Annotated in this window: 28 protein-coding genes and 1 pseudogene; 10 read left to right on the forward strand and 19 right to left on the reverse strand. The window is 62.8% G+C overall.

The window, feature by feature from the left end:
• Positions 1-15: 15 nt before the first annotated feature.
• From kduI to VB618_RS08250, 3 genes are read left to right on the forward strand one after another with little or no spacing between them, the layout of a single operon-like run.
• Positions 16-852, forward strand: a complete 837-nt coding sequence (gene kduI / locus VB618_RS08240; RefSeq protein ID WP_329796118.1) for a 5-dehydro-4-deoxy-D-glucuronate isomerase — start codon at positions 16-18, stop codon at positions 850-852.
• A 10-nt stretch (positions 853-862) separates the two neighbouring features.
• Entirely contained in the window at positions 863-1,621 is a 759-nt protein-coding gene (gene kduD, locus VB618_RS08245) for a 2-dehydro-3-deoxy-D-gluconate 5-dehydrogenase KduD (protein WP_329796119.1), read from the forward strand.
• 18 nt (positions 1,622-1,639) lie between these two features.
• Positions 1,640-1,990: a cupin domain-containing protein gene (locus VB618_RS08250; RefSeq protein ID WP_329796120.1), complete on the forward strand. Its 351-nt coding sequence runs from the start codon at positions 1,640-1,642 to the stop codon at positions 1,988-1,990.
• Positions 1,991-2,002: 12 nt separating this feature from the next.
• On the opposite strand, the gene VB618_RS08255 is transcribed toward VB618_RS08250, so the two are convergent.
• A complete protein-coding gene (locus VB618_RS08255; RefSeq protein ID WP_329796121.1) occupies positions 2,003-2,782 on the reverse strand; it encodes a hydroxypyruvate isomerase family protein in 780 nt (259 codons plus the stop codon).
• Positions 2,783-2,937: 155 nt separating this feature from the next.
• Between VB618_RS08255 and VB618_RS08260 the strand changes: the two genes are divergently transcribed.
• Positions 2,938-4,992 (forward strand): sensor histidine kinase, encoded by a 2,055-nt coding sequence (locus tag VB618_RS08260; RefSeq protein WP_329796122.1) that lies wholly within the window; start codon positions 2,938-2,940, stop codon positions 4,990-4,992.
• A gap of 162 nt (positions 4,993-5,154) precedes the next feature.
• Here the strand turns inward: VB618_RS08260 and VB618_RS08265 are convergent, their stop codons facing one another.
• Positions 5,155-5,865, reverse strand: coding sequence for a PRC-barrel domain-containing protein (locus VB618_RS08265; RefSeq protein ID WP_329796124.1), 711 nt, complete (start codon positions 5,863-5,865; stop codon positions 5,155-5,157).
• A gap of 103 nt (positions 5,866-5,968) precedes the next feature.
• Positions 5,969-6,070: pseudogene (locus VB618_RS19790) on the reverse strand (aldo/keto reductase); the annotation flags it as partial.
• 360 nt (positions 6,071-6,430) lie between these two features.
• On the opposite strand from VB618_RS19790, the gene VB618_RS08275 reads away from it, so the two are divergent.
• The 3 genes from VB618_RS08275 to VB618_RS08285 all read left to right on the forward strand — a co-directional run bounded on the left by VB618_RS08275 (position 6,431) and on the right by VB618_RS08285 (position 8,478).
• Positions 6,431-6,640 (forward strand): cold-shock protein, encoded by a 210-nt coding sequence (locus VB618_RS08275; protein ID WP_329796125.1) that lies wholly within the window; start codon positions 6,431-6,433, stop codon positions 6,638-6,640.
• A gap of 181 nt (positions 6,641-6,821) precedes the next feature.
• Positions 6,822-7,970, forward strand: coding sequence for a sensor histidine kinase (locus VB618_RS08280; RefSeq protein ID WP_329796126.1), 1,149 nt, complete (start codon positions 6,822-6,824; stop codon positions 7,968-7,970).
• A gap of 100 nt (positions 7,971-8,070) precedes the next feature.
• Positions 8,071-8,478 (forward strand): response regulator, encoded by a 408-nt coding sequence (locus VB618_RS08285; protein ID WP_329796127.1) that lies wholly within the window; start codon positions 8,071-8,073, stop codon positions 8,476-8,478.
• A 56-nt stretch (positions 8,479-8,534) separates the two neighbouring features.
• On the opposite strand, the gene VB618_RS08290 is transcribed toward VB618_RS08285, so the two are convergent.
• Complete coding sequence (locus tag VB618_RS08290) at positions 8,535-9,269, reverse strand: PRC-barrel domain-containing protein (RefSeq protein ID WP_329796162.1); 735 nt, start codon at positions 9,267-9,269, stop codon at positions 8,535-8,537.
• A 315-nt stretch (positions 9,270-9,584) separates the two neighbouring features.
• Between VB618_RS08290 and VB618_RS08295 the strand changes: the two genes are divergently transcribed.
• Positions 9,585-9,806, forward strand: a complete 222-nt coding sequence (locus VB618_RS08295; protein ID WP_329796128.1) for a DUF2934 domain-containing protein — start codon at positions 9,585-9,587, stop codon at positions 9,804-9,806.
• A gap of 96 nt (positions 9,807-9,902) precedes the next feature.
• On the opposite strand, the gene VB618_RS08300 is transcribed toward VB618_RS08295, so the two are convergent.
• The 9 genes from VB618_RS08300 to VB618_RS08340 form a co-directional block, all read right to left on the reverse strand.
• Positions 9,903-10,241 (reverse strand): hypothetical protein, encoded by a 339-nt coding sequence (locus VB618_RS08300; protein WP_329796129.1) that lies wholly within the window; start codon positions 10,239-10,241, stop codon positions 9,903-9,905.
• On the reverse strand, positions 10,238-10,492 hold the full coding sequence (locus VB618_RS08305; RefSeq protein ID WP_329796130.1) for a hypothetical protein: 255 nt from the start codon (positions 10,490-10,492) through the stop codon (positions 10,238-10,240). The genes VB618_RS08300 and VB618_RS08305 overlap by 4 nt, the downstream gene beginning before the upstream one ends.
• A gap of 231 nt (positions 10,493-10,723) precedes the next feature.
• Entirely contained in the window at positions 10,724-11,092 is a 369-nt protein-coding gene (locus VB618_RS08310) for a hypothetical protein (protein WP_329796131.1), read from the reverse strand.
• A 149-nt stretch (positions 11,093-11,241) separates the two neighbouring features.
• Positions 11,242-12,243, reverse strand: coding sequence for an HAD family hydrolase (locus VB618_RS08315; RefSeq protein WP_329796132.1), 1,002 nt, complete (start codon positions 12,241-12,243; stop codon positions 11,242-11,244).
• Positions 12,244-12,350: 107 nt separating this feature from the next.
• Positions 12,351-12,686 (reverse strand): HdeA/HdeB family chaperone, encoded by a 336-nt coding sequence (locus VB618_RS08320; RefSeq protein WP_329796133.1) that lies wholly within the window; start codon positions 12,684-12,686, stop codon positions 12,351-12,353.
• Between the two features lie 158 nt (positions 12,687-12,844).
• On the reverse strand, positions 12,845-14,455 hold the full coding sequence (locus VB618_RS08325) for an arylsulfatase (protein ID WP_329796163.1): 1,611 nt from the start codon (positions 14,453-14,455) through the stop codon (positions 12,845-12,847).
• A 126-nt stretch (positions 14,456-14,581) separates the two neighbouring features.
• Positions 14,582-14,839: a hypothetical protein gene (locus VB618_RS08330; RefSeq protein ID WP_329796134.1), complete on the reverse strand. Its 258-nt coding sequence runs from the start codon at positions 14,837-14,839 to the stop codon at positions 14,582-14,584.
• Between the two features lie 153 nt (positions 14,840-14,992).
• A complete protein-coding gene (locus tag VB618_RS08335; protein WP_329796135.1) occupies positions 14,993-16,690 on the reverse strand; it encodes an arylsulfatase in 1,698 nt (565 codons plus the stop codon).
• Positions 16,680-17,615: a formylglycine-generating enzyme family protein gene (locus VB618_RS08340; RefSeq protein ID WP_329796164.1), complete on the reverse strand. Its 936-nt coding sequence runs from the start codon at positions 17,613-17,615 to the stop codon at positions 16,680-16,682. The genes VB618_RS08335 and VB618_RS08340 overlap by 11 nt, the downstream gene beginning before the upstream one ends.
• A 343-nt stretch (positions 17,616-17,958) precedes the next feature.
• Here VB618_RS08340 and VB618_RS08345 point away from each other — a divergent pair, with 343 nt between their 5' ends.
• Together VB618_RS08345 and VB618_RS08350 are read left to right on the forward strand one after the other, a co-directional pair.
• On the forward strand, positions 17,959-19,704 hold the full coding sequence (locus VB618_RS08345) for a sensor histidine kinase (protein ID WP_329796136.1): 1,746 nt from the start codon (positions 17,959-17,961) through the stop codon (positions 19,702-19,704).
• 135 nt (positions 19,705-19,839) lie between these two features.
• Positions 19,840-20,472, forward strand: coding sequence for a response regulator transcription factor (locus tag VB618_RS08350; RefSeq protein ID WP_329796137.1), 633 nt, complete (start codon positions 19,840-19,842; stop codon positions 20,470-20,472).
• 21 nt (positions 20,473-20,493) lie between these two features.
• On the opposite strand, the gene VB618_RS08355 is transcribed toward VB618_RS08350, so the two are convergent.
• From VB618_RS08355 to VB618_RS08380, 6 genes are all read right to left on the reverse strand, one after another.
• Positions 20,494-20,844, reverse strand: a complete 351-nt coding sequence (locus tag VB618_RS08355; RefSeq protein ID WP_442931709.1) for a PAS domain S-box protein — start codon at positions 20,842-20,844, stop codon at positions 20,494-20,496.
• Between the two features lie 49 nt (positions 20,845-20,893).
• A complete protein-coding gene (locus tag VB618_RS08360; RefSeq protein WP_329796138.1) occupies positions 20,894-21,604 on the reverse strand; it encodes an RNA polymerase sigma factor in 711 nt (236 codons plus the stop codon).
• A gap of 405 nt (positions 21,605-22,009) precedes the next feature.
• A complete protein-coding gene (locus tag VB618_RS08365) occupies positions 22,010-22,537 on the reverse strand; it encodes a plastocyanin/azurin family copper-binding protein (protein ID WP_329796139.1) in 528 nt (175 codons plus the stop codon).
• Positions 22,537-22,956 carry a DUF5602 domain-containing protein gene (locus VB618_RS08370; protein WP_329796140.1) on the reverse strand — a complete coding sequence of 140 codons (420 nt, stop codon included), beginning with the start codon at positions 22,954-22,956 and terminating at the stop codon, positions 22,537-22,539. Before VB618_RS08370 ends, VB618_RS08365 begins: the two co-directional genes overlap by 1 nt.
• A 172-nt stretch (positions 22,957-23,128) precedes the next feature.
• A complete protein-coding gene (locus VB618_RS08375; RefSeq protein WP_442931711.1) occupies positions 23,129-23,509 on the reverse strand; it encodes an ankyrin repeat domain-containing protein in 381 nt (126 codons plus the stop codon).
• A gap of 39 nt (positions 23,510-23,548) precedes the next feature.
• The gene (locus tag VB618_RS08380) at positions 23,549-23,818 is read right to left on the reverse strand and encodes an ankyrin repeat domain-containing protein (RefSeq protein WP_329796142.1); all 270 of its coding nucleotides are present in this window, start codon (positions 23,816-23,818) and stop codon (positions 23,549-23,551) included.
• Positions 23,819-24,800 lie beyond the last annotated feature (982 nt).

The raw sequence follows: 24,800 nt of genomic DNA on the forward strand, positions 1-24,800 counted from the left end.
CTGAAAGAGGCAATGATGACCATTGAAATCCGGCAGGTATGCCATCCCGAGGCCGTGCGCCATTTCAGCTCGGCCGAACTGCGCCGCCACTTCCTGATCGAGACGCTCTTCGTCCCCGATGAAGTGAAGCTGACCTACAGCCACATCGACCGCCTGATCGTCGGCGGCGCCACTCCGACCTCTGGCGCCATCAAGCTGGAATCGCACAAGCAGATCGGCTCTCCGAATTTCCTGGATCGGCGCGAACTCGGCGTCGTGAACCTCGGTGGCGCGGGGCGCGTCCATACGGATGGAGACGTTCACGATCTCAGCCCCCGCGATGCACTCTACATCGCCATGGGCACGAAGGACGTGCGCTTCGAGAGCCTCGATGCCGCCAGCCCAGCCAAGTTCTATCTCGTCAGCACCCCGGCGCATGCGCGCTTTGAGACGGTGAAGATCGGTCTTGATCGCGCCCGCCGTGTGGATCTCGGCGATGCGGCGAACGGGAATGTCCGCACGATCTTCCAGATGATTCATCCGGAGGTCTGCCGCTCGGCCCAGCTCGTTCTCGGCATGACGCAGCTCAAGCCGGGCAGCATGTGGAACACCATGCCGGCCCATCTCCATGACCGCCGCTCCGAAGTCTATGTCTATTTCGACATGCAGCCCGATACCCGCGTGTTCCACTTCATGGGCGAACCGGACGAGACCAAGCATCTCGTGGTGTCGAACGAGCAGGCGATCCTCTCGCCGGGCTGGTCGATCCATTCCGGTGTCGGCACCAGCAACTACACCTTCGTCTGGGCCATGGGTGGCGACAACCAGGACTTCACCGACATGGACATGGTGCCCATGGACACCCTGCGCTGAGGACATGGCGATGACCTTCTCCTTCGATCTGGCGGGCAGGACCGCTCTCGTCACCGGAGCCAATACAGGCCTCGGTCAGGGCATCGCAGTGGCGCTGGCCCAGGCCGGAGCCTCCATCGTGGCGGTCGGCCGCTCGAGCATGGACGAGACGGAGCGCCTGTGCCGCGAGGCGGGCGCCGCGTTCCACAGCGTGCAGGCGGATCTGTCCTCGCTCGAGCCGATCGAGCGCATTGTCACCGAGGCCGTTACGCTGACGGGGCGGATCGACATTCTCGTCAACAATGCCGGCATCATCCGGCGGGCTGATGCGATTGATTTCACGGAGAAGGACTGGGACGACGTGATGAACGTCAATCTCAAGTCGACATTCTTCCTGTCCCAGGCGGTGGCGCGCACGATGATGGCCGATGAGCGGGGCGGCAAGATCATCAACATCGCTTCGCTCCTGTCGTTCCAGGGCGGGATCCGGATTCCGTCCTACACGGCGAGCAAGAGCGGGCTTGCCGGCCTCACACGGCTGCTCGCCTGCGAGTGGGCGTCGAAGGGCATCAACGTCAATGCCATCGCGCCGGGCTATTTCGTCACCAACAATACCGAGGCCCTGCGCAACGACCCGAAGCGGAGTGCTGAGATTCTCGGACGAATCCCCGCAGGACGCTGGGGCGATCCGGGGGATCTCGGCGGCGCTGCGGTCTTCCTCGCCTCACCTGCAGCAAACTACATCCATGGCATCGTTCTGCCCGTCGACGGCGGATGGCTGGCCCGGTAAATCATTTCGGAGACGATTATGACTCGCAAAGGTTTGGCCTTCGCTTTCGACCGTGACACCGCCTGGGAGGCCGCAGGCGAGGGCATTCGCCGCAAGGTGCTGACCTACGATACCGGCGTGATGATGGTGCGCGTGGCGTTTGAAGCGGGCGCCATCGGTGCTGCCCATTCGCATCCGCATGTCCAGTGTAGCTTGGTCGAGCAGGGTGTCTTCGACATCACCATCGATGGCCGCACCGAGCGACTGCGGCAGGGGGACAGCTTCCTTGTCTCGCCGAATGCCGTCCATGGAGCGGTGGCCATCGAAGCCGGCGTTCTCCTCGATGTCTTCACCCCGATGCGAGAGGATTTCGTCGCAGCGGGCGCCTGAGGAGGAGCATCCTCACGGCTTTTCGGATAGCTCGGAAAGCCAAGCCAAACCGTCTTCGGTGCGCCCCCGCGGCCGGTACTCGGCTCCGATCCAGCCCTGGTATCCCATGCCGTCGAGCGCTCGGAAGATCTCCCGGTAGTTCACCTCGCCCTCGTCCGGCTCCATGCGGCTCGGCACGCCGGCGATCTGCACATGACCGATGAGGTCCAGGTGGGTTCTCAACCGCGTGATCAGATCGCCCTGCGTGATTTGCACGTGGTAGCAGTCGAACATGAGCTTGATGTTGCTGCGTCCAGCCTGCCCGATGATAGCGGCAGCCTGCTCCACATGGTGGAGAAAGTAGCCCGGCCTGTCGCGATGGTTCATGGGCTCGATCAGGACCGCCATGCCCGCCCCGCCAGCCCTATCGGCCGCCATCTGCAGGTTGGCGATAAAGGTGCGCTCGGCAGCCGCATGATCGTTGGTGGAGACGATCCCGGCAAGGCAGTGAATCGCCGATGCTCGGATTGTGCTGCCATAGGACAAGGCTTGATCTAGAGCATGCTGGAACTCGCCCTCCCGACCCGGGATGGCACTTAGGCCGAAATCGCCTGAGGCGTTCCCGACAGGCATGTTCAAACCGAGCATGGTCAGGTTGTGGGCTTCCAGCACCTCACGCATGTGGAGTGCGGGCACATGGTAGGGCCAATGCATCTCGACCGCCTTGAAGCCACAGGAGGCAGCGGCGGCGGCCCGTTCGATCTCAGGGCGATCGGAGAAGAGGAATCCGAGATTGGCTGAGAAACGTGGCATAGTTCCTGGTTGCCTGGGCGTTCATGATGCAGGACATTCCCGTCGCAGTGAACAGCACCCTCAGGTCAGATTCAATGTTCGCCTGACATACGCATGGGATGAATGACTTCGGGCCAGTCCCTCGACTTGCATCAGAGAAGCGGTATTTAGCTCGCATGTTCTCATCGCGAAGCTACACCATTCGCCAATGCTTGATGGCCTTTGGCACCATTCTCGTGCTGCCTGGGCTGTTCTTCGCGGCTGTCCTGCTGTGGCGTTATGCTGTTGCCGAGCGAAGCCGCTATGAGGAGGAGGCCCTCGGCACCGCTCAACGCATTATGGCCTCGGTCGATCGCGAGCTCGTCGGGATCCAAGCCGCCGCTCAGGCTCTTGCAACCTCCTCGACCCTGCTCGAGGGCAATTTCGAGGCATTCCAGCGCCAAGCCCAGATGACCCTCCAATCCTGGTCGCGGGAGAAGCCGAACGACTATGCCATTGTGGTCCGTGATACCAGGGGCCAGCAGGTTGCCAATACGCGCCTGCCCTGGGGCTCCCCTCTGCCGAGGGGAGCCAACCTGCCGATCGACCAGCAGGTGATCGCAACAAAGCGTCCCGTGGTCCAGGATCTCTTCACCGGCGCAACAGCGGGTCGGTCGATCATCAGCGTCCGGGTCCCTGTCCTTAAGGACGACACAGTCACCCACGTGCTGTCCATGGCAGTCGAGCCCCGGCGGATAGCCGATGTCCTGCAAGCTGAGGGGCTTCCCGGCCAATGGGTTGCCACGATCATCGACAGTGCAGACCGCGTGGTGGCCCGGTCTCGCCTGCATGAGACTTTTGTCGGGACGCCTGCACCTGACGAGTTCCTCAAGGCAGCCCAGGGAGATGGAGGTATTTGGGAGGGACACAATCTCGAAGGAACCGAGGTTCTCGGAGCCTATGCCCGTTCCGATTTGTCGAACTGGACGACATTCGTGGGCGTTCCCGCCGAGATCGTCCAGGCCCCCCTGCGCCGATCCCTCTGGACGATGTTCGGGCTCGGGATGGGCTTGCTCGTGCTCTCCTTCCTCCTTGCCCGCGGCTTCGGGAAGCGCATTGCCGCTCCGGTAGAAGGAATGGTCAGCCTGACCCAGAGTCTCGGCCGTGGCGAGCCGATCACTGCGGCATCGACCGGATTGGTGGAGATCGATCGGGTCGGCAAGGCCCTGACAGGCGCGTCGGCAGAGTTGCGCAGCCGGGAGACGGCGCTGGCTCAAAGCGAGGCTCGCCTGCGGGCCACTCAGAACAACGCAGCAGTGGGCATTGCCGAGGTGGACAGGGACGGGCGGTTCGTTTCCGTCAACGAGGCGCGCTGCAGACTGACCGGCCACCCCCGTGAGGAGCTGATCGGCCTGCACTTCGGCCACGCGTCCGATTCCTCGACCCTCGAGCAGGATCTGGACCTGTTCAGACGGCAGGTAGAGGGTGAGTTCGATACCTATACGACCGACAGCAAGTTCCGTCGCAAGAACGGCAGCGGCGGCTGGGCGCGCGTGACCAGCACGGCGGTTCGGGATGCGGAGGGGGAGTTCCTCTATGCTGTGCGAGTGGTCGAGGACATCACGGAACGCCGGGAGGCCGACCGACGCCAGAAGCTTCTCATCGACGAGTTGAATCACCGGGTGAAGAACACGCTCGCGACGGTCCAGTCGCTTGCGTGGCAGGCTGCGCGTCCGGGAGTGCCGCCTCAGGTGGCGCAGCAGCGTTTCCAGGAGCGTCTGCTGGCGCTCTCGCGCACGCATAACCTTCTTAACGAAACCCACTGGGAGGGAGCTTCCCTCAGGGCGATTCTGGAAACGGAACTCCAGCCCTACGCAACGGCTCCCTCGCGCATCCGGCTTCACGGCCCGGAGCTGCAGCTCTCCCCGAAATCAGCAGTGGTCTTGGGTATGGCATTACACGAACTCGCCACCAACGCCGTCAAGCACGGAGCTCTGGCTCTGGCGTCCGGTCAGGTGCAGGTGGACTGGAAGACCGATCAGGCAGGCAACGAGGCCCACCTCACCATCGAGTGGCGCGAGATGGACGGCCCCCTGCTCGAAGGTGAGCCAAATTACGGGTTTGGATCACGCCTGCTCCGGCAGACGATCGTCCAGGAACTCGCAGGCAAACTCGATGTCAGGTTCGAGCGTGAAGGAATGCGCTGCACGATCGCTGTCCCGATCGGCTCAGCCAGTCAGCAGGCGGCCTGAACGGAGAGGCACCGGCCGCGCCTTCATCAATCCACTGAAAGGCTTCTGTGCTCAAGCGACGGCATGGGGCTCCTCAACCTGCCCTTCGTCTCCTTAAGCCGGACCGTTGTTGTGCGGGATCGCCGGCATCGGCGATCCCGCCTGTTCAGACAATCTCCAGATCTACTGCCGCGGCGTGTTCGGCGGAGTGTTGCCGGGAGTGTTCACGCTCTGTGGGGGCGGGTTAGTATTGCCGGCTGCGCCAGCCCGGCTGGCATCCGTGTTGTAGCGGAACTCTGGTGCGTTCTGCAGATCGGCCTTGGTCATTTTTACCATGGCGCGGGCAGGGGTGTTGGGGTCGCCTCCAGCCCCTGTTGTTCCTGCTCCAGCTGTCGCGCCACCTGTTCCTGCGCCGCCCAAGGTTCCGGCTGCTCCGGGAGAGCCGGCGGTGCCTGCGGCCGTGCTGCCGGTAGTGGCCGGCTGGCCCGCTCCGCCGGTAGCAGTGCTCGGCACAGTCGTATCGGCCGTATTCGTGCTACGCTGGCCCGTGTTGGCGGAAGCCTGAACCTCCTGGTTCGACATCCACTGCACCTCATCGAACGGGATGGCCACATCCTTCCGGCCGATGCCCAGGAAGCCGCCGACACCCACGACGAGGCCGTGGATCTTGCCCTGGCGGTCCACCAGAACCTCGTCGATGTCGCCGATCTTCTGGTTGTCAGCCCCATATACGTCGGTGCCCATCAGCTGCGAGCCGCGCATGAGGTTTGGTGGCATCTGCGTCATGACTTGGCCGGGCCCGGCAGGCTGTGTGGGGGCCGTCGTCTGGGCCAGGGCCGATCCGGCCAACAGGGCGGCTGCGGCAAGGCCCGCTGCAAGCTGCGTCCTCAGCATGTCTTCCTCCTTTGAACAGGGCGTCTTTCGACGCTCTCAAGGAGAACGGGCAAGTTCCGACCTGGTTCTGCATCATCGCAGCACTTTGTGCTGCGATTTCGACCTCCCGCAGATCTTCAGGTGTCAGTTCGACGTTGAGCGCCCCCAAATTTTCGTTCAGGTGATCGACGTTGCGTGTGCCCGGGATCGGGACGATCCATGGCTTCTACGCGGTCAACCGTGCCAATCGTTCTGGGACGGCGCTGCCAGCCGATTCCATGCGAATTGCCTTAGATGAGCTCAGGCGCTCATCAGCCGACATGCCAATGCCGATGGCGGCCATTGAGAAGGCCCGGGCCCGCCACAGGTTCTGTAGAGGGTATATTTCCCATCCAACCTTGCAATCCGGCATGGGAACCCCATATCCAATTTATCGACTTTGGCCGAACAATCGGGCCGTTTCGCCTTGGGATGCCAGGCGCACGTTCAGACACTCTCCCCAAACATCGACGAACCCGAGCATAGGGCCGCACTGTTGCGCGACCTTAAGCTCACGTGCACTCACGCAAAGCCTAAGGATACTCCCATGAACACGGGCACCGTAAAATTCTACAACGATCAAAAAGGCTTCGGCTTCATCCAGCCGAGCAATGGCAGCAAGGACGTGTTCGTCCATGCCACCGCTCTGGAGCGCGCCGGCATGCGCGGCCTCGTCGAAGGCCAGAAGGTTGCCTTTGATACGGCGGAAGACCGCCGCTCCGGCAAGGTCGCCGTCAACAACATCGAGATGGCATAAAGCCAGTCTCTTCGGTGCAGGCTTATCCGCACTGAGGCATTGAGGCCGCTCCCGCATGGGAGCGGCTTTTTATTTGCACCTGCGACGCTGCCACTGCGCAGTCAGCGGAAGTGAGCTGAGCCGGTATGTCGGCCGAACACCTCAAGTCCCCTCATTGCATTCACATCATACGGGATTGGCCATGAACGAGTTCGAGGAGAACAAGGTTGATACCCCCGAGCGGACCGTCGCCGAACGGCACATCGAAGCCGTACGGCAGCAAGGTGGCCTCTTCGTCGAGGCCGTTCGCCGGACCCGCATGCCGATGCTCGTGACCGACGCCACCCTGCCTGGCAACCCGATTGTTTTTGCCAACCAAGCGTTCGTCGAGTTGTCGGGCTACAGCATGGATGAGTTGCTCGGACAAGACCCTCACTTCATGAATGGCGAAGGCACCGACCCTGAAGCCATACGGCGTTATGAGGCCGCAATCACCGACGGGCGGGACGAAACGCTGGAAATCCTTCAGTACTGCAAGGACGGCGCTCCGTTTCGGGCGATGCTGTTCGCCAGCCCGGTCGACGACGGGCAGGGCACAGTTACCAATCATTTTCTCTCCTACCTCGACATCACCCGACGCTACGACGCCGAGGAGGACCTTCGGGCTCTTGCTTCTGAACTGGAGGCCCGCGTGGCGGCCCGCACTCGGGAGCTGGAAGCCGCCAACGCCAGGCTATCGGCTCTGGTCACCGAGCGGGAGATGCTGCTGGTCGAGGTCAACCACCGTGCCAAGAACAGCCTTGCTATTGCGGCATCCCTCCTCGCCATCCAAGGGCGGCGGCAGCCGGACCCGGCCGTCAGGGCCCTGTTCGAAGAGGCTCAGGATCGTCTCAACGCCATGGCGCGGGTGCACGATCTTTTGAGCAAGTCGGAAAAGGCACAACGCGTCGACATTTCTGTGTACGTGGCAGACCTGTGCCAAGCGCTAAGGCCGATCACGGAAAACGATGATCGCATCCGACTTGAGATAAAGATGGAGGATGGGATCTTGGTGGACGCGGACACTGCGGTTCCGCTTGGCATTGTGCTCACCGAACTCATTACCAACGCTGTTAAATATGCGTTCCCGGAACCCCGATCAGGGACGATCCTCATCCAGGCGCGCCGCAGCCAGCCAAGATGGATTGAACTGATCGTCCAGGACGATGGGATCGGAATGTCGAGCCTGCGGGAAGGATCGCTCGGCTACGGCCTTGTTCGGTCTCTCATCAAGCAGATCCGGGGTGAGATGGACGTGCGCAGTGATGCAGGATTGACGGTAACGATCTCGTTCCCGGAGGCGTCGCATTAGGCGCCAGAACACAGTCCAGATGGCGCAGCAGGTGGTGAACCGGATTGAAGCCGTGCGTCGCACGCGCCGAATATAACCGCGACATTAGGAACGAAGAGGATTGATCGCCATTCCATTGGACATGCTTGAGAAGAAACCTGACATTCGCACGCTCATTCTTGTTGTCGAGGACGAAGCTCTTGTCCGCATGATGCTGGTTGACGTGCTCGATGATGCTGGCTTCAAGGTCATGGAGGCGGCTCACGCAGACGAGGCGCTCCATATTCTCGCGGTCGCTCCCGACGTCCAGGTGATCGTAACGGACGTGGAAATGCCACGCGGGAGCATCAATGGCTTCGAGCTGGCCCGCAGAGTTCGGGAGGATCGGCATGATATTGGTGTTGTGATTGCATCAGGGCGCGTTGCCCCGGCACCCGCGGACTTACCGGAGGGCGCGTATTTTGTCGGAAAGCCCGTTCGACCCGAAAGACTGCTTGAGCTGATCCGGGCCCTGCTTCGTGAGGACTGAGAGCCGCAGGGGCAAGTGCTCATAGCACTGGAGCGTGGGCGCAAGCCTGTACTCGGTTACGGGCGACCGGCAAAGAGAGCGTCGTTCCGGCTGCGCCATGCGTCATCCGACAGCCACTTGTAATCCTGATCAGGCATGTGCGGGATAGTCTTCACCTGCGCCTCAGCCATGGGAAGGAAGAAGCTGTCGCGATCCTGTGAGACCTTGAGGGAGCGGATCGGGACGACGATGCTGTCCTTGCCAGGGGTAAAGAACCCTCCTGATGCAACAATTGCATAGTCGCGGCGGTCTTTGGTGCCGAACACGACGTTCCTGACCTCTCCTACGATCTTATCGTCGGCACTTCGCACCTCGGAGCCGATGATCTGGTCCGCCCGCAGGCCGGGAGCAAGCTCGTCAATGTGGATGAGCGGCTTAGCGTCCTTGTCAGCACGACGACCTTGAACGGCGCCCCGTTGGACCTTCGGCTCTCGCGCACCGATCTGCTTTTCGGCCTCTTCCTCATCGTTGCCGCCCAAGGAATCCATTGGGGGGCCGGATAGGAGTTCGCGGATGTTGCCCAAGAGACGCTCGCAATCGTCATGACGCCCATAGGACCAGAGCGTGATCGCGGCATCGCGCAAGTTGCGCAGGTCACGAACCGTCTGGCGATTAGCCTTGCCACGAAGTTCGGGCTTTTGAAGGATGGCTTCTTCGAGTTTGGCGTCTGCGATCTGGCAGTCGGCCATCGCGTGCGTGACACCGAGCACGCTGAGGAGAGCAACTGCAAGGAGAATTCGTGCCGATTTCATCATTGGTCCGATCAGTAGGAAAGGCAGGTTGCCAGACAAAAGCTGCCTTCTGCCGCCAGCCATACGTGTCTGGAGCACGAAGCCGCGGCGCTGGCGCACATTATTTGGAAAATCCAAGACAGATGCCGCCTAACGTTAGCAACTGCTCGACAAATGCAAATTTATGAAGAAGACTTGTCTATGCATCATACATGTTTCCAATGAGGATGATATCTAAAAATACTTTAATATATTTAGTAATACTTCCTGCCTGCCCTCAATAAGTCATCGTTCCGGCCGCATCCTTCCGTAGGAAACCATAGGAAGGACAATGATATGGAACCGCATGCCGATGAAACACAGGATCGGGTAAGACAGCGCGCCTACGAACTCTGGGAGCAACACGGCAATCGTGAGGGCCATGAGGCAGAGTTTTGGTACCAGGCCGAGCGTGAGCTGAAGGGTGAAGCGAGCAGCAGCGATATCAGCAGAGGCGTCAGCGCGAATGCTGCCTCGGCGAGAAGCGGTTCTGGATCGGATGGTCCAAGCAGAGTGTAACGACCGAAAGTGCAGAGGTTCATGTTGGGCGAAATGATCCGCAACATCCCTCTGCGTCACCGTTGCGGCTGGTCCGCGGGTCACGCATTGTCTTGCTCATGATCCCGAAATGCCGTCGGGTCCGGGCGTGCCCGCCCTGATGCAACAACAACTCCGATCTCCGGCCACCACTCCTGAGCCACGCGGGTCAGTGCAAGGCCATTCATCGAGCCGGGCATCCCAACCAAAGGCCCTGCCGCCCGCGGCTTCAAGGTCACTGACGTCGACAGCACCGGCGATGTCGAACGAGAGGTCCGCCTCCTGATGCCAATAGCGGGCGCCTCCGAGGACATCGAACGCCAGCGGGCCCGAGCGCGCGACTTCGTAGGCGGCGCCGACCTCGATGATGGCCATCTCGACATCCAGATTGAGGGACGTGCCGAGCGTTCCCGTCACGCTAGGCGCAGCGTGCGGGTCCGAACATTGCCGCCCTCCACCCCGACCTTGCTCCAGACCAGATCGCCATAGAGCGCGAATAGGCCGTTGCGGGCCTCGACGTTGCCCATCAGGGCCACGAGGGTGTCGCTCTTCTCGACGATGTCGATGAAGCTCGCATCGACCTCCACGGAGCGCCCGCGCACGGTCTGGGTACCGTCCAACGACGTCAGCCAGCCGTAGGACGTGACGCGGTACGTCCACCCAGGCACAGCCGGGGCCTCGATCACGGGGTGGGAGGCGGTGGTCCCAGGTCCGCGGCAAGCGTGCCGTTCGTGCCTCCGGCGAGAAGGCCGAGTTGGACGATGACGCCAGACGGCAACCAACGTGAACGGTAACGTATCGCTCCCCCTTTGGATCAGAGATCAAGGGCCCCGCCACCCGTCCCATAGCAGCCGAAGCTGTGCCGGAGGTCGAGGCAACTATCAACGGCAGCAACCCGCTTACCGCGCCAGACCGGGCGGGGTGACGAAATCAACCGGACCGAACGGGTTGCGGGACCCGACGAAGGGTCCGTTGGTGATCGGATCAGGCAGGGTGCCAACGCCGAAGCCCGCACCGCTGGGAGCATAGGGTGGGCTCAGCAGATAGGATTGTGTCTGCCCGTAGCCGGAATAGCCCGGATTGATCGAGCCGACCGGAACAACGTTGCCCGGGTCCAAGTAACTGCGGGGCGTCACCCGCAGGACCAGGGGACTGCCTTGTCCGAGGGATTGTCGGGCTTGTCGCTGGCGGCTCTGAGCCTCAGCAGGCGCGGCGAGGATCGGCAGGGCGGTAGTGGCCAAGATCATCAGGACAGCGGTGTAGCGCATCGGATTCTCCTCGTCAGGCCCCCCTCAAGGTGCGATGGGATGTCTGCCCATCGTTCAGTCAGCGGCGATGGTTCTTGCGTGCGGGCCAAAGGTTAGCGATCGTCGGGGCCGCAGCGGCCTTTCGGCTGACGTTCCCCGATCTCCAAAAACTAAGGTCTGACCGGAAAGATGGTCTTCCACTCCTGCTTCATGTCGACCACGGTCCAGTCTCCGGCGGCCGCTGCGTCGAGGCCCTTGTCGAGGCGGCCGAGGCTCGATTGACGGTCGTAGGCCCATTCGCGCCCGGCATCGGTGTGATGGACGTAAAGGCAAAAGCGGGTACCCGGTGCGCTGCAGGTCCATTGCAGCATTTGCAGGTCGCCATCGGAGTTGCCGAAGGCCGCAATCGGCCGGCGGCCGATGATCCTCTGGATGGCGACGGGCTTGTCGGCCTTGTCGTCGACGAAGTCCACCATTGCCAGCTTGACGAGCACGGGCTTGCCGTCGCGCATCTCGAACTGCTGCGTGCCCGAGCTGCCGATGACCTGCTCGGGCGGAATGCCGTAAACCTTCTCGGCGAAAACCCGCATGAACTCCACGCCGCCGCCCGAAGCGATGAAGGTCTTGAAGCCGTTGGACCGCAGGTACCCGAGCAGCTCGAGCATCGGCTGGTAGACCATCTCCGTGAACGGCCGCCCGGTCGTGGGGTGCCTGGCGGTGTCGAGCCAGTCCCTGACGATCTTCTCAAACTCGTCGGTGGTCATGCCCGCGTGCGTCGCGGTCATGATGGCGAAGATCGCGTGCTCGCCGCCCGCCAAGGCGGCCTTGACGTCGCCCTTGAGCAGAGAGGCGTAGGGCTCCTTGTCCTTCCATTCGGGGTGCTGGGACGCGAGCGCCTTGATGCGGTCGATGGCGAACAGAAGCTGGAAGTACAGCGGCTGCTCGGCCCAGAGTGTGCCGTCGTTGTCGAAGGTGGCGATGCGTTCGGCGGGCGGCACGAAGTCGGGCGAGCCCTGCTTCGTCACGCGGTCGACGAACGCCACAATCGCTTTCCTGGGAGCCGTGTCGTTCCAGGACGGCAGCGGCTCCTGGGCGCGGCCGGGAGCCGCCCAGGATGCCGCGATCAGAACGAAGGCTGCGGTGCGGGCGAGGTTGGTACGGAATGTCGTCATTGATCGCCTCCTGGTGATCCCACCGCGAACAGGCATTTCATTCGTCTCATGTTTCAGTCGTTCACGATTCAACGTCCCGCCGATCCGGGCCGGCGGGACGGCCTTGCCTACTTGTTTTGCTTCTCTTCCTTGAGAACGACATCGATAGCCTGAATGATCTTTTTGTCGCCGTTGGCCTTGCAGTAGACGATCACCTCGTGAAGGTCTTCCTTTGCGCGAGGCAAGTTGATGGCGTGCTTCTTCGCAAGGCCATTGTACCAGCCGCTGTACCAAGCCCCGAGGAAGTTGGCGTCTTCCTGGAACGTGCCGGCGAGCTGGGCGCAGGTCAGTTGCTGGACATCGATGAAGCCATTGGCGTCCGCGTATTTCGACAGCTCGACCTGCGCCTGGGAGGCGGTGACCGATCCGATGAAAGCGGCCGCGACGATGAAGGAACGACTCATTGGGATTTCCTTTCGATGGTGATCGTTGTGTTTGGAAGCGGATGCTTAGACCGACGGTCCAGGCCGGTCTTCAGAACGTGGGTCCTCGGGAGCGGCGTTACGTGTTGGTCGCACCTGCCTGAAGCGCATGCGGCCAACAAGTGAATGTGACAGTGAACCTATTGCCTGCCGCCGCTGCCCTCCTGGAGCTTGGCCAGCACCTGATCGAGAGCGAAGCTGCCCGGCCTCTGGCGCGGCGGATACTCGACGTAGGTTTGCAGGTGCCGGGCCACATAAGCCTGTGCCGGGACCAGCGCGAAGGCGTGCTCGACGCGCCATCTGGCATAGTCACCGGCATCGAACTGCGCCCGCTCGAAGGGGTCAGCGCGGATGTCGATCAGCTTCGGGAAACGCAGCGCGATCAGCGGGTCCTGCCACACGTTGAGGCCCTCGGCGCGCTGCTCCAGGAAAACGAGCTTCCAACGGTCGTAGCGCAAGCCGGCGAGGTTGCCGTCGTCGGTCCAGTAGAAGTATTCCTGCCGCTTGCCCGGCCCGGTGCCGGCCAGCACATCGCGCTGGTCGTAGCCGTCCAGATGCACCTTGAAGGTCTTGCCCGCGGCCTGGTAGCCGCCCAGCAGCTTCTCCGTCACGTTCGGTTCGCCCGCGGCGGCGACGAGCGTCGGCACAAAATCCTCGTGCGAGGTGATGTGGTTGACCTCGGTCCCGGGCTTGATGACGCCGGGCCAGCGCATCGCGGCCGGCACGCGGTAGCCACCCTCCCAATTGGTGTTCTTCTCGCCCTTGAACGGCGTGGTGCCGCCATCCGGCCATGAGAACACCTCGGCGCCGTTGTCGGTCGTCCAGACCACGATGGTGTTCTCGGCGATGCCGAGGTCGTCGAGCTTTTTGAGGAGCTGGCCGACCATCCCGTCGAACTCGGTCATGCCATCGGCCACGATGCCAAGGCCCGTCTTGCCCTTCGATTCCGGCTTGAGGTGCGTGTAGATGTGCATGCGCGTCGCGTTGAACCAGCAGAAGAACGGCGTGTTGGCCCTGTGCTGCCGGTCGATGAAGTCCAGCGTGGCGCCGAGGAACTCCTCGTCCACCGTCTCCATCCGCTTGCGCGTGAGCGGGCCCGTGTCCTCGATTGTCTGCCTGCCGACGCGGCCGAAGCGCGGGTCCTCCGTGGGATCGTCCCGGTCGCTCGCCTTACATTTCAGCACCCCGCGAGGGCCGAACCTGGCGCGGAACGCCGGGTCCTTCGGATAGTCGGGGTTCTCCGGCTCCTCCTCCGCGTTGAGGTGGTAGAGGTTGCCGAAGAACTCGTCGAAGCCGTGCACCGTCGGCAGGAACTCGTTGCGGTCGCCGAGATGATTCTTGCCGAACTGGCCGGTCGCGTAGCCTTGCGGCTTGAGCAACTCGGCAAGCGTCGGGTCTTTCTCGGACAATCCTTCCTTGGCCCCGGGCAGGCCGACCTTAAGCAGGCCGGTGCGGAAGCAGGACTGGCCGGTGATGAACGCGGCGCGCCCGGCGGTGCAGGATTGCTGCGCATAATGGTCGGTGAAGATCGCACCTTCCTTGGCGATGCGGTCGATGTTCGGCGTGCGGTAGCCCATCATGCCGCGGTTGTAGGCACTGACGTTCCACAATCCGATGTCGTCGCCGAAGATGACGAGGATGTTGGGCCGCCGACCACCCGATGGCGCAGGCGCTTGAGCCTGTGCTGACGTGATCCGGCCCTCCGAAAGCACGCCGGCGGCCGCGAGCGTCGACGCTCCCGTGAGAAGCATGGCGCGACGGCTCAGGCCACGTTCGGCTTGCGAGTTCCTCCGGTCTTTCTCAGGTGTGCTGTCGGTGCTCACGATCGTTATCCTTCTCTGACGATGTATCGGAGGTTGAAAACGGAATGACGTTGCTCAGCAATCCGTGCAGATACCTTTTTCGACCTCACGGTCGATCCGTCGGTTCTGCTGCTCCATCTGCCGAGTGGCAGTCGCGTCATCCGTCGAGAATTCGTTCTTCGGGGACGTCACCGCCTCGCGCTCAAGGGTTCGCTCCGTAGGGATGATGATCTCGCCGTTGCGCCGGACTGGCCCGCGATCCCGATCTTGGGCCAGTCCCGGCGCAGTGGTCATCAGCATGCCGAATGCGGCGAGAAGCATGATGCGTTGCATGGTCAATCCTCCTGCTTGCGACTTGCGAACGGCCTGCCGTGCCGCACGCGACGGGCATGGGAGCGTCGAGCCGAACCAATCCCCAACGGACGTTCCTCCGCTCGGGTCGTATTGCAGGGAGGGCCATGCTGGGCACGGTCCTCCCCAGTCACATCAGTTGCCGGTAGGCATCGCCAGCTTGACGCCTTCCTTGGCGAGCATCTCGCGGACGGTTTGCAGGCGCTCGTACTCCGAGATCGTGATGGGCCCGGTGTAGACCTCGCTCTGGAGCTTGCGTGGCGGGTATTGTACGTAGGTCTTCATCAGGTTCTTGATCGCCTCGTTCATCGTCACCATCGTCCAAGTGCGCTCGGTGTAGTTGTTCATGAAGAGGTCGTAGCGCTCCTGCGGATCCTGCCAGAGGTCGAAGACCTGCGGCACTGTCGCGACGTACTTGCTGGCTCCCTTCCATCCCAGGTTGGTGTCGACCGCCAGCCCCCCGGTCGAGGCGCCGTCGTCACCTCTCAGTTTGAACACGGCCTTGTAGTTGCCGACCCGCGCCGCCCCGGGGGTTAGCTCATCCTCGGTGAAGTAGAACCAGGAGGTGCGCGGCGATTTGCCTGTTCCGAACAGCACCGGCGACATGTCGTAGCTGTCGAAGACGATTGGCTGTCCCTCGCGGTCCTTCTCGGGCAGCTTTGTGCCGGCGGCGGACGCAAAAGTCGCCATCAGGTCGAGACCGCCGAGGATCTCGTGGTTCTTGGTGTTAGGTGCGATCTTGCCAGGCCACCACGCCATCGCCGGCACACGGTTGCCGCCCTCGCGAACGGTGCCCTTGGTACCCCGGAAGGGAGTGAAGCCAGCATCCGGGTAGACGTCCTGCCAGGCGCCGTTGCCCGTGGTGTAGATCACAAGTGTGTTGTTGCCGCCGACCTGCCGGATCTTGTCCATGATCCGACCGATGCGGGAATCGAGCTCCACCACCGAGTCCGCGTACTTGCTCTTGGACAGCGACTTGTGCTCGTACTCCGGCGCGGGCATGTTGGGCTGGTGCACCTTCATGAAGTTGATGCTCATGAAGAACGGGTCGCGCGACTGCGCCGCCCGGTCGAGGTAGTCGAGCGAGGCCTTCTCGACGTACGCATCGAAGAACGGGATGCCGATGATGCCCTTATCGGGCGTGTTGACGTACTGGCCGTTGACCTTGAACTCCTCGCGTGGCGTCTGGCCCGCATTGCCCGACATGGCTCCCTTGGTCACCCGCTGGAACATCTCCCGCAGCTCAGGAGCCATGTCCGGGAACCAGGTGGGATCGGCATAGGTGTAGGCGTTGAGGTGATAGAGGCCGCAATACTTCATCTCGTCATAGCCCTGAGCATTGGGCAACGAATAGTCGGCCTCGCCTAGGTGCCACTTGCCGGTGAAGAAGGTCCGGTACCCGGCCTGCTTGAGCACGGAGCCCAGGGTCCACTCGGCCGCCGGCAGGCCGCCGCCCTGGCCCTGGAACGCCACAGTGGTCATGCCGCTGCGGTTCGGGATGCGCCCGGTCTGCATCGCGGCCCGGCCCGGGGTGCAACTCGGCTGGGCATAGAACGAGAAGAAGGTCATGCCTTCGTTGGAGAGCCGATCGATGTTGGGCGTGGGCATGCCGCGGCCCACGCCGCCGCCGTAAGGTCCAAGGTCGCCGAAGCCCGTGTCGTCCGAGACGATGAGCACGATGTTGGGCTTCTGAGCCGGGGCTTGGGCAAAGGTCGGGACGGCCAGTGTCGCGGAGACCAGGGCCGTGGCCCCGATCAGGGCAGCCTTGGCCCGCATGCGCCGGATGCGGAATCGTCCGCTGGGTGCTTGTGAGGACGCATGATCACTGGTCATGGGATCTTCCTCTCTCTGATCTGATGATGCAGCGGAAGCCGACGTGGCTCGTCGAGGTGTCGACCGGCTGCGGGTGACGCGCCGCCGGACGGTAGCGGCGGCAGTAGTTGGGCGCGCATAGATGCGAGCCGCCCTTCAGGACCCGGCGCGGAATGGGCGTTTGCGGCTGGCACGGGTCATGGCTCTGGTCCTCCCGGCCGCCGCGCGGGTTCTCGGGAATGCAGCAGGCTTTCGGTGCATCGGCCGGGTGCTTGGCGGCGTAGAAGTCGCTCGTCCATTCCCAGACATTGCCGATCATGTCGGAGAGGCCGTAGCCGTTGGGCGGGAAAGCGGTGACGGGCGAGGTGCGCTCGTAGCCGTCCTCACACTTGTTCTGGAACGGGAAGGCACCCTGCCAGGTGTTCGCCATCTGGCGTCCGCCCGGCGTGAACGCGTCGCCCCAGGCGAACTCCGCCCCGTCGAGGCCGCCGCGGGCCGCGAACTCCCACTCGGCCTCGGTCGGCAGGTCCTTGCCGGCCCAATGGGCGTAGGCGAGCGCGTCCGTGTACGCCACGTGCACCACGGGATGGTTGTCGAGGCCGTGGATATTGCTCTTCGGGCCATGGGGGTGGCGCCAGTCGGCCCCCTTGAGCAGGGTCCACCATTGGCCCCAGTTGCGGAGATCGACCGGATGATCCGGCGGCGCGAAGACGAGCGAGCCCGCAAAGAGCATGTGGGGCAGGGCGCCGGGATAGTCCTTCGGGTCGGGCCGTTTCTCGGCGAAGGTGACGTGCCCGGTGGCGCGGACGAAGTCGCGGAACTGGCGGTTGGTGACCGGCGTCCGGTCAATCCAGAACCCGTCGACGGTCACCCGGTGAACCGGCGCTTCCTCCGGATAATGTTTGTCCGACCCCATCCGGAACGTGCCGCCAGGGATCTGGATCATGTCGGCGACGGAATGGTCTGTTTGCCCGTCGCTGTGACGACGGTGGAGTGTGGCCTGCGGCATGGGCGTTGCTCCCCTCCTGGCATGCCTGCAGTATCATCCAGCCGCCAGTTATCGGGCTATTAGGGTCCACCCTGAAACTGATGGAGGCAGACCCTGATTTGTGCCACCTGCAGATTTCGTTGGTTTGGTTTGGCGACAAGGCAGGACTGCCGGCCTGCGCGCCCATCTGATAACAGGTCGACAGCCGACGCCCTCAGGGTTTACCATACGTTACCGGACCGAAGGCTCCCGTCGCGCCTCCGGTCCCGTTGCGTTGCCCCTGCGGCCGGAGACCGCCGTCATGAGCCATGGCACCGTCCCGGTGGTTGCGCGATCCTTCTCGGGCATGCAGCCCCAATTGCGGCGGCGGATCGCCTTGGCCTTCATGGTCATCACCGTTGCCGCGTGCCTCGCCGCTGCGGCCCTGTTGCTGTCACATGCGGCCGAGGAACGGCACGCAATCGAGCACCGCGCTCAGGAGGCGGCCAAGGCGCTCTCCTTCGGGTTCGACCAGGAGGTCGCCGCGGTCAATTACCTGCTGAAGGGTCTGTCGAAATCCCCGGCGCTGCTCTCAGGCGACACCAAGGCCTTCTACGATCAGCTCAAGGCAACCCCCGTTCCGGAGGGCTCCTGGTTGGTCCTGAACGACCTTGAGCGGCAGCTCGCCAACACCTTGCGCCCGTTCGGAGCGCCGCTCCCGCGGCATGTCGACTTCCAGAACTACCGCGAGGCCTTTGAGCGGATCCGGGACCGGAGGTGGGCCGTCTCCGGCCGGATGATGGCTCCCCTGAAGGGCAGCATCGTCGTGGCCCTCAGTCTCCGGCTTGATGGTCCGGACAGCCTGATGAACGGCCATCTTTCGATCATCATGACGGAGGCGCGGCTGGGCTCGCTCCTCGATGACCAGACACTTCCGGCCGGCTGGATGAAGGGTCTCTACGACCGCAAGTTCCAGCCGATCGTGGCCGACAGGGACGGTCGCAAAGGGTCCGACCTGCCGGTTCCCGCAGCCCTGGCCAGTCATCTCGCCGAAGTGGGGTTGGACAGCACGATCACGGGAGCCGTCGAGGCCATCGACGACCGTGGCATCCCGGTGCTCGTCGCCTACCGCCGTTCGGGCGCGACGAACTGGACGAGTGTGGTCACGGTGCCGCTGGCCGTTCTCAATGCACCCGTCACCGCTGCATTGTGGGGAATGGCCGGACCGGCATCCCTGCTGCTTCTCGCGGGAGGAATTGCCGCTTGGTTCACGACCCGCCAGGTCGAGCAGCCGCTCCGAACGCTGTCCGATCAGGTCACCGGCGCGAAGAAGCAGGTCAACGAACTGTCGGGCCAGTTGCTCGCCCTCCAGGAGGAGGAGCGGCAACGCATAGCCCGCGAGCTGCACGATTCGACGGCGCAGCACCTCGTGGCGGCAAACCTCGGATTATCAGGACTTGAGGCTGAGGTTCGGCATAGCCCGGCGGGCCGGAAGGTCCTGGCGGAGGTCGAGGGCCTGCTCACCGAGGCACTGAGGGAACTGCGCATCTTCACCTATCTGCTGCATCCGCCGAACCTGGAGAAGGATGGCCTCCAGGCCACGTTGCGGGACTTTGCCGAGGGCTTCGCCGGGCGTACGGGGCTTATCGCCCGGATCCGGATTCCAGAAGAGGTCGATGAGTTGCCGCCGGACCTCCAGCGGGCGATCCTGCGCGTGGTACAGGAGGCCCTCACCAACGTGCACAGGCACGCCGATGCTTCACTTGTATCCGTCAACGCCAGAATCACGTCAGGGCGGCTGGTCGCCCGCATCCGTGACAACGGGCACGGGATCACAGGCGCTGCCCGGCAGGACAGGCCAATCAGGATGGGTGTCGGTATGGCCGGCATGCGGGCCCGCCTGGAGCAGTTCGGCGGCAGCCTGAGGATCCGGACGGGCCGGAGTGGCACCAGCATCCTCGCGATGGTCCCTATTCGACGGGCCGGACGGACATCGCCACCTGCCGGACGCTTGCGAATGCCGTGGCAGTCAGCCCCCGCCGAGGCAGATGGTAGGACCCTCTCCTGAAGATTCAGGGTCTGCCTCCTGATGTTTCAGGGTTTTGCTCAGGTGAGCTTGGCTGCCAGGAGGTGTATCCTGCCTTGTGATCCGGACTCACCGGAACGGCCGCAGGCATCTCGGGTCACCGAAGGAAGGCACGCGATGACGCGCATCCTGATCGCCGACGATCACGACGTGGTCCGCTCCGGTGTCCGCACCATCCTGGAGGGGCATGAGGGCTGGGAAGTGGTCGGCGAGGCTCGAAATGGCAAGGAGGCCATCGACCAGGCCCTGGCCACCCGGCCCGACATCGTGGTCCTCGACTACAGCCTGCCGCTGGTGAACGGGGTCGAGGCGACCCGCCAGATCCGGGGCCGGATGCCCGGCGTCGAGGTTCTCATCTTCACCATGCACGACACCGACAGCCTGGTGCGGGACGTCCTTGAGGCCGGCGCCCGCGGTTTCCTGCTCAAGTCGGATGCCAGGCAATTCCTGATCTCGGCGGTGGAGAGCCTCGTCGCTCACAAGCCATTCTTCACGGGCAAGGTCTCCGAGACCCTGCTCGAGACCTATCTGGCGAAGGGATGCGCACACGAGTCGGTGTTGACCGCCCGTGAGAAGGCCGTTGTGCAACTGATCGCCGAAGGCAAGACCAACAAGCAGATCGCCGACATCCTCAGCATCAGCACCAAGACGGTCGAGACGCATCGCGCCCTGGCCCTGCGCAAGCTCAACCTCGACACGACGGCGGCGCTGATCCGCTACGCGATCCGCAACAAGCTCGTGGAGAACTGATCAATGCAGCAATCCCCACGATCATCGCATCACATCATGAGCGCACTCGCGTTCGGTCTGTCGCTCATGACTCAGCCGCGAGCGGCACGGTGGTGAACTCCAACGCCCGTCCTTGCGGATGCCCGCACCGACATGAGGGTAGTGGCTCGCGCCAATCGCCATGACATGGCAAAACCCCTCCCAGTGACGTGCACGGAGGCGCTCGGGGATGATGAGGTCCAGCGACTGCCCGAGCGCCTCGTAGGCATGATGCCCGAAGATCCGCACGGCGCCAGCGTTACACACCCGGATGATCCCGACGCGGTCTGTTGCCACCACGGCGTCGGCAGCTGCGGAGAGAATGGCATCGGCCACCAATCGGGTCAGGTCCATGTCGGCGTCCTGTTCCCTATTCTGAGCCACATTGGACTTTGGGACATGATCACTCCTCCGGGGGAGGCTCGATCCCAAGCCTCGTCAGGACAGCTTCCGTGATCCGGGCGCAGCGAACACCGGCGCACGGGAAGGTGTCACTCACGGCAGAGGACAGGGTCCTGTCGAGCGACTGCCGTAGAAGGCGCCGGGCGCGGTGAAGCCTTGTCTTCACCGTCTCCGGGCGCAGGCCCAGATGAGACGCGGTCTCTTCAGTGCTCATCTCCTCGATGTCACGAAGAACGAACACCATGCGGAAGGAATCGGGAAGCTCATCCACTGCGTGTTCGAGCAGACGCCGCACTTGGGCCCGGGCTGTTGCAGCTTCCGGGTCGCTGTCCTGGCAGGCCGATGGCAGATAGATCACACGGGCCTCTCCCTGATTGTCGATGGCATCAATGTCCTTCAGGCCAACCATGGTGCGCCGCCGTCGGAGACGGCCCAGCGCCTCGTTCAGCACAATTCGCGTCAGCCAGGTTGAGAGCTGTGCTTCGCCACGAAAGCCGTCGAGATGGGTGAAGGCGCGCACGTAAGTCTCTTGGACGACGTCCTCCGCCTCGGCATCATCGCTCAGGACGCTGCGGGCGACATGGAAGAGGTGGCGGTTGTGCCGCTGCATGATGAGCCCGACCGCGGCCCCGTCCCGATTCCGGGCTCGTTCGACAAGCGCTCTGTCGTCCAGTGCATCCAATTCGATTGCCGCGAGCGCTAGCGTTTGCATGGCCAAGCTCCTGTCCCTCATCGTTAGATGGGTGATCTCAACAAAGGTTCCCGCTCACGAGACGCGAGGGGCAGGTCCATTCAGGGTGATAAGCGGCTGGGTGACGGGAGCGGCCGAAGCATCTGCGTCCGGGCGGCCGCTTCCGGACCAATGATCCCTGTTCCGGAGACCGAGTGATTGTCCAGACCCGCATGGAGCCGGCGGTGGATCGGCGGGAACACAACACCCACAGTGAGCCCCCAGAACAGTTGAGCCAACAGCAGTCCCGCAGCCGGATAGCCACGCAGGATCGGTTCGTCAGGCAATCGCGGATCATGTCGGCCTCATCGGTATCTGCAAGGCCCCGGTGGCTGACCATTGGATGAGCGGGAGCCTGGAAGGTTCCCGCCGCTGTCAGGGCAGGCCCTATATGCGCCTGACGACGCCTTGCCGCATGATCTCATCGACGGATGGGAAGGCCCGGAGTGCAATCTCGGGGATGGGCTCCCCGCCCGCCGCTTGTGCCGACAAGCGGCTAGCTGAAGACGGACCTGGCCGACCGACAACGATCCGCCCGACCATTCCGGCATGTTCATGGGGGACGCAGAAGAAGTCGTAGACACCCTCCACCGTGAGTGTGATGGAAAATGACTCGTTCGGCAGCAGGTAGTCCGAGTTCCAGGACTGTGCACCTTCTGGGATGCGCAGGGGGCGTTCGAAGTTGTTCGGATGGTAGGCGGTAACCGTGTGGGAGTTGCCGGGGTCGAGGTTGATCCAGCGGATCGTCCGTCCGGGTTCGACGCGAAGGCCGACCGGATCGAACCATACATGTGAGCCATCCGTATTGCCCTGCATCCGGATCTCGACCGTCTCAGCGGCGCGTGGGTGCCGGGGCCATGCCAGACCGGCGAGGAATCCCCCGCCGATCCGCAGGATACATCTGCGTGAAATCATCACTTCGCCGCCACCCGGGTCTCGTCGGCCTTGGGCACATGCCAAAGCACGACGTGTGCATGGGGCTTCTCGACCCCGGGATGCCCAGCGTTGAAGTAGACGTCGACATGGTCGACCTTGCCACCAGGGGCGGCGAGATCGTCGAAGCGCTTGTCCTTGTTCGAGAGGTCCTCGACAGGCAGCATATAGACCGTGCTGACAAGGCGTCCTTCGCGGTCGTAGGCCAGGAACGGGCCGGCCGGCAGGGTCTTGGGGTCGACATAGAGCTGGCCGAGCCCCGGCAGGAAGTCCGGCAGCTTCACGAGTTCGCTCACCTTCTTGTAGGCCCCTGTCGGCGGGGCCTTTTCGACCTGATCGGCTGCCAAGGCCGGCAGGCTGAAAGCGGCAACCAAGGCGAGAGTAGCGACAGCATTCCTCATGGCATCCTCCGTAGACACGCCAAGCCTGCTTTGGCCTGCGCGTTCTCATTGGATGAGGGGTGCTCAGAAAGGTTCCCGGATCGTTAGAGCATTCTCCGGCGAAGCGGAGCCGGTTCGCCGTCCAAAATGCGGCAAACCCAAAAGAGATGGTTCCACGTTAGTGGACGCGGCTCTAGCGGCCCGCCTGGCTCAGGATGGAGGCCATGCTGGTATAGCCGCGCGCCGTAGCATGCTCCAGGGGCGTCACGCCGTTCCGATCAGCAATCTTGGGGTTGGCGCCGGCTTCGACGAGCGCGCGCACGGTTTCCGTATGACGGGACCCGCCGTCCCCGAGGATCACCGCCTCGATCAAGGCGGTCCAGCCCAGGTTATTGACATGGTCGAGCGGTGCTCCGCCTCGGATCAACTCGCGAACAACGCCGTCGTGGCCGAGATGGGCTGCCGCAATCAGGGCCGTGCCGTCGTAGATGCTGGTGATCAGCTTGGCGCTGGCGCCGGAGGCGAGCAGGGCCTCTAGCGTTGGCATGTCATCCCGGACGGCTGCAATCGTCACAGCGTCATAGCGCTGGTTGTCGAGAAGGCTAGGGTCCGATCAGGCGGCGATCAGGGCCTGAGCCACCGAACCATGGCCCTGGAATGCCGCCACATGCAGCGGGGTGCGGCCGTTGGTGTCGCGGGCATTGGGATCGGCCCCTTGTTGAAGAAGTTGCCCGATACGATCAACGCTGCCTTTGGCAGCGGCCGCGTGCAGCCCACGGTAGGCCGCGAGCTCTGTTGGTGTGGGAGGCGTCTGCGCGGAGGCCAGGCCCCCGGTCAGTGCCAGGATCCCAATAAGCCCGACTAGTGCGAATAGATGGGCCATGGTCCGTCTCTATGCGGTTTGGTGGTCGCCGACGTTGCCGACCAATGCTGACTATTACATCCGCTTTGTTTGCACCTTGGCAAGGCCGCCGGTCGCGCACTCCCCGCTGAGGTGCCAGCCAGAAGCAAAGTGTCGCTCCGAACCTGAATTCTTCGCCTCGCCTAGGGTTTTCACCTGCGGCACCCTCCTGGATGCGGACAGTCGCGCCATAGGGTCTATTCGGTATGAAGCCAAGTAAGGTCAGCTAATGGCACGGGGTGGAAGTAGACTTAATTTCCGCATCAAGGCCGTGAGCGGACTTTTTATTTGAGGATTCATATCAACACACGGAGAAGCGGAGCCGTGCTGCGATGTTGGGGCCAGCTCGGAGAGCTTGAAAATTTCTGCACCCATATCAGGCATTTAGCAGGGCGATATGGCGGTGGAGGCAGTCACCTGCGAACCTGTCTCCAGTGCTGCTCCTTGTTTGGTGGGAAAATAGAGGGAAACTCATGTGATTTGATTGCCTAGGATCCGCGAAATGAGCGAATTTCGCCTAATTGCCAGTAGCTTAAGCCTATCATTCGTTTGAGCATTAACAGGGAATATTTTTAGCAGAAGCAGGGAATGGCTATGAGTGAAACAGGGCTCTGGCTTTTAATCAGAGGGCCCTGGGTTCGAGTCCCAGCGCGCTCACCAAGCCTTATCAGGCACCTAGATGCCAATCAGGTTTGATCCTGCTTCCCAGAAAACCGGATTGGGAAGCCTATGGGAAGCAAGCTCAATTGAGTGAGCAGTTTCTTCCGCGATCGCATCGCTTCACCCGCAGGTCGAACCTTATTGCCAGAATCAGCGAACGTCAGGAATCAACCAGAGAGCGGACCCTGTTACGGTCGCGCTGAATGACTTAAATTGACCGAGGTCGTGTGAAAACGCGATTTCGAGCGACGTGTGATGGCAGCTGTTTGGGCGTGATCCGCGGCGGCAAAAGGGTTCAGACTGC

The organism is Microvirga sp. CF3062 (assembly GCF_036314045.1).
Classification (GTDB): domain Bacteria; phylum Pseudomonadota; class Alphaproteobacteria; order Rhizobiales; family Beijerinckiaceae; genus Microvirga.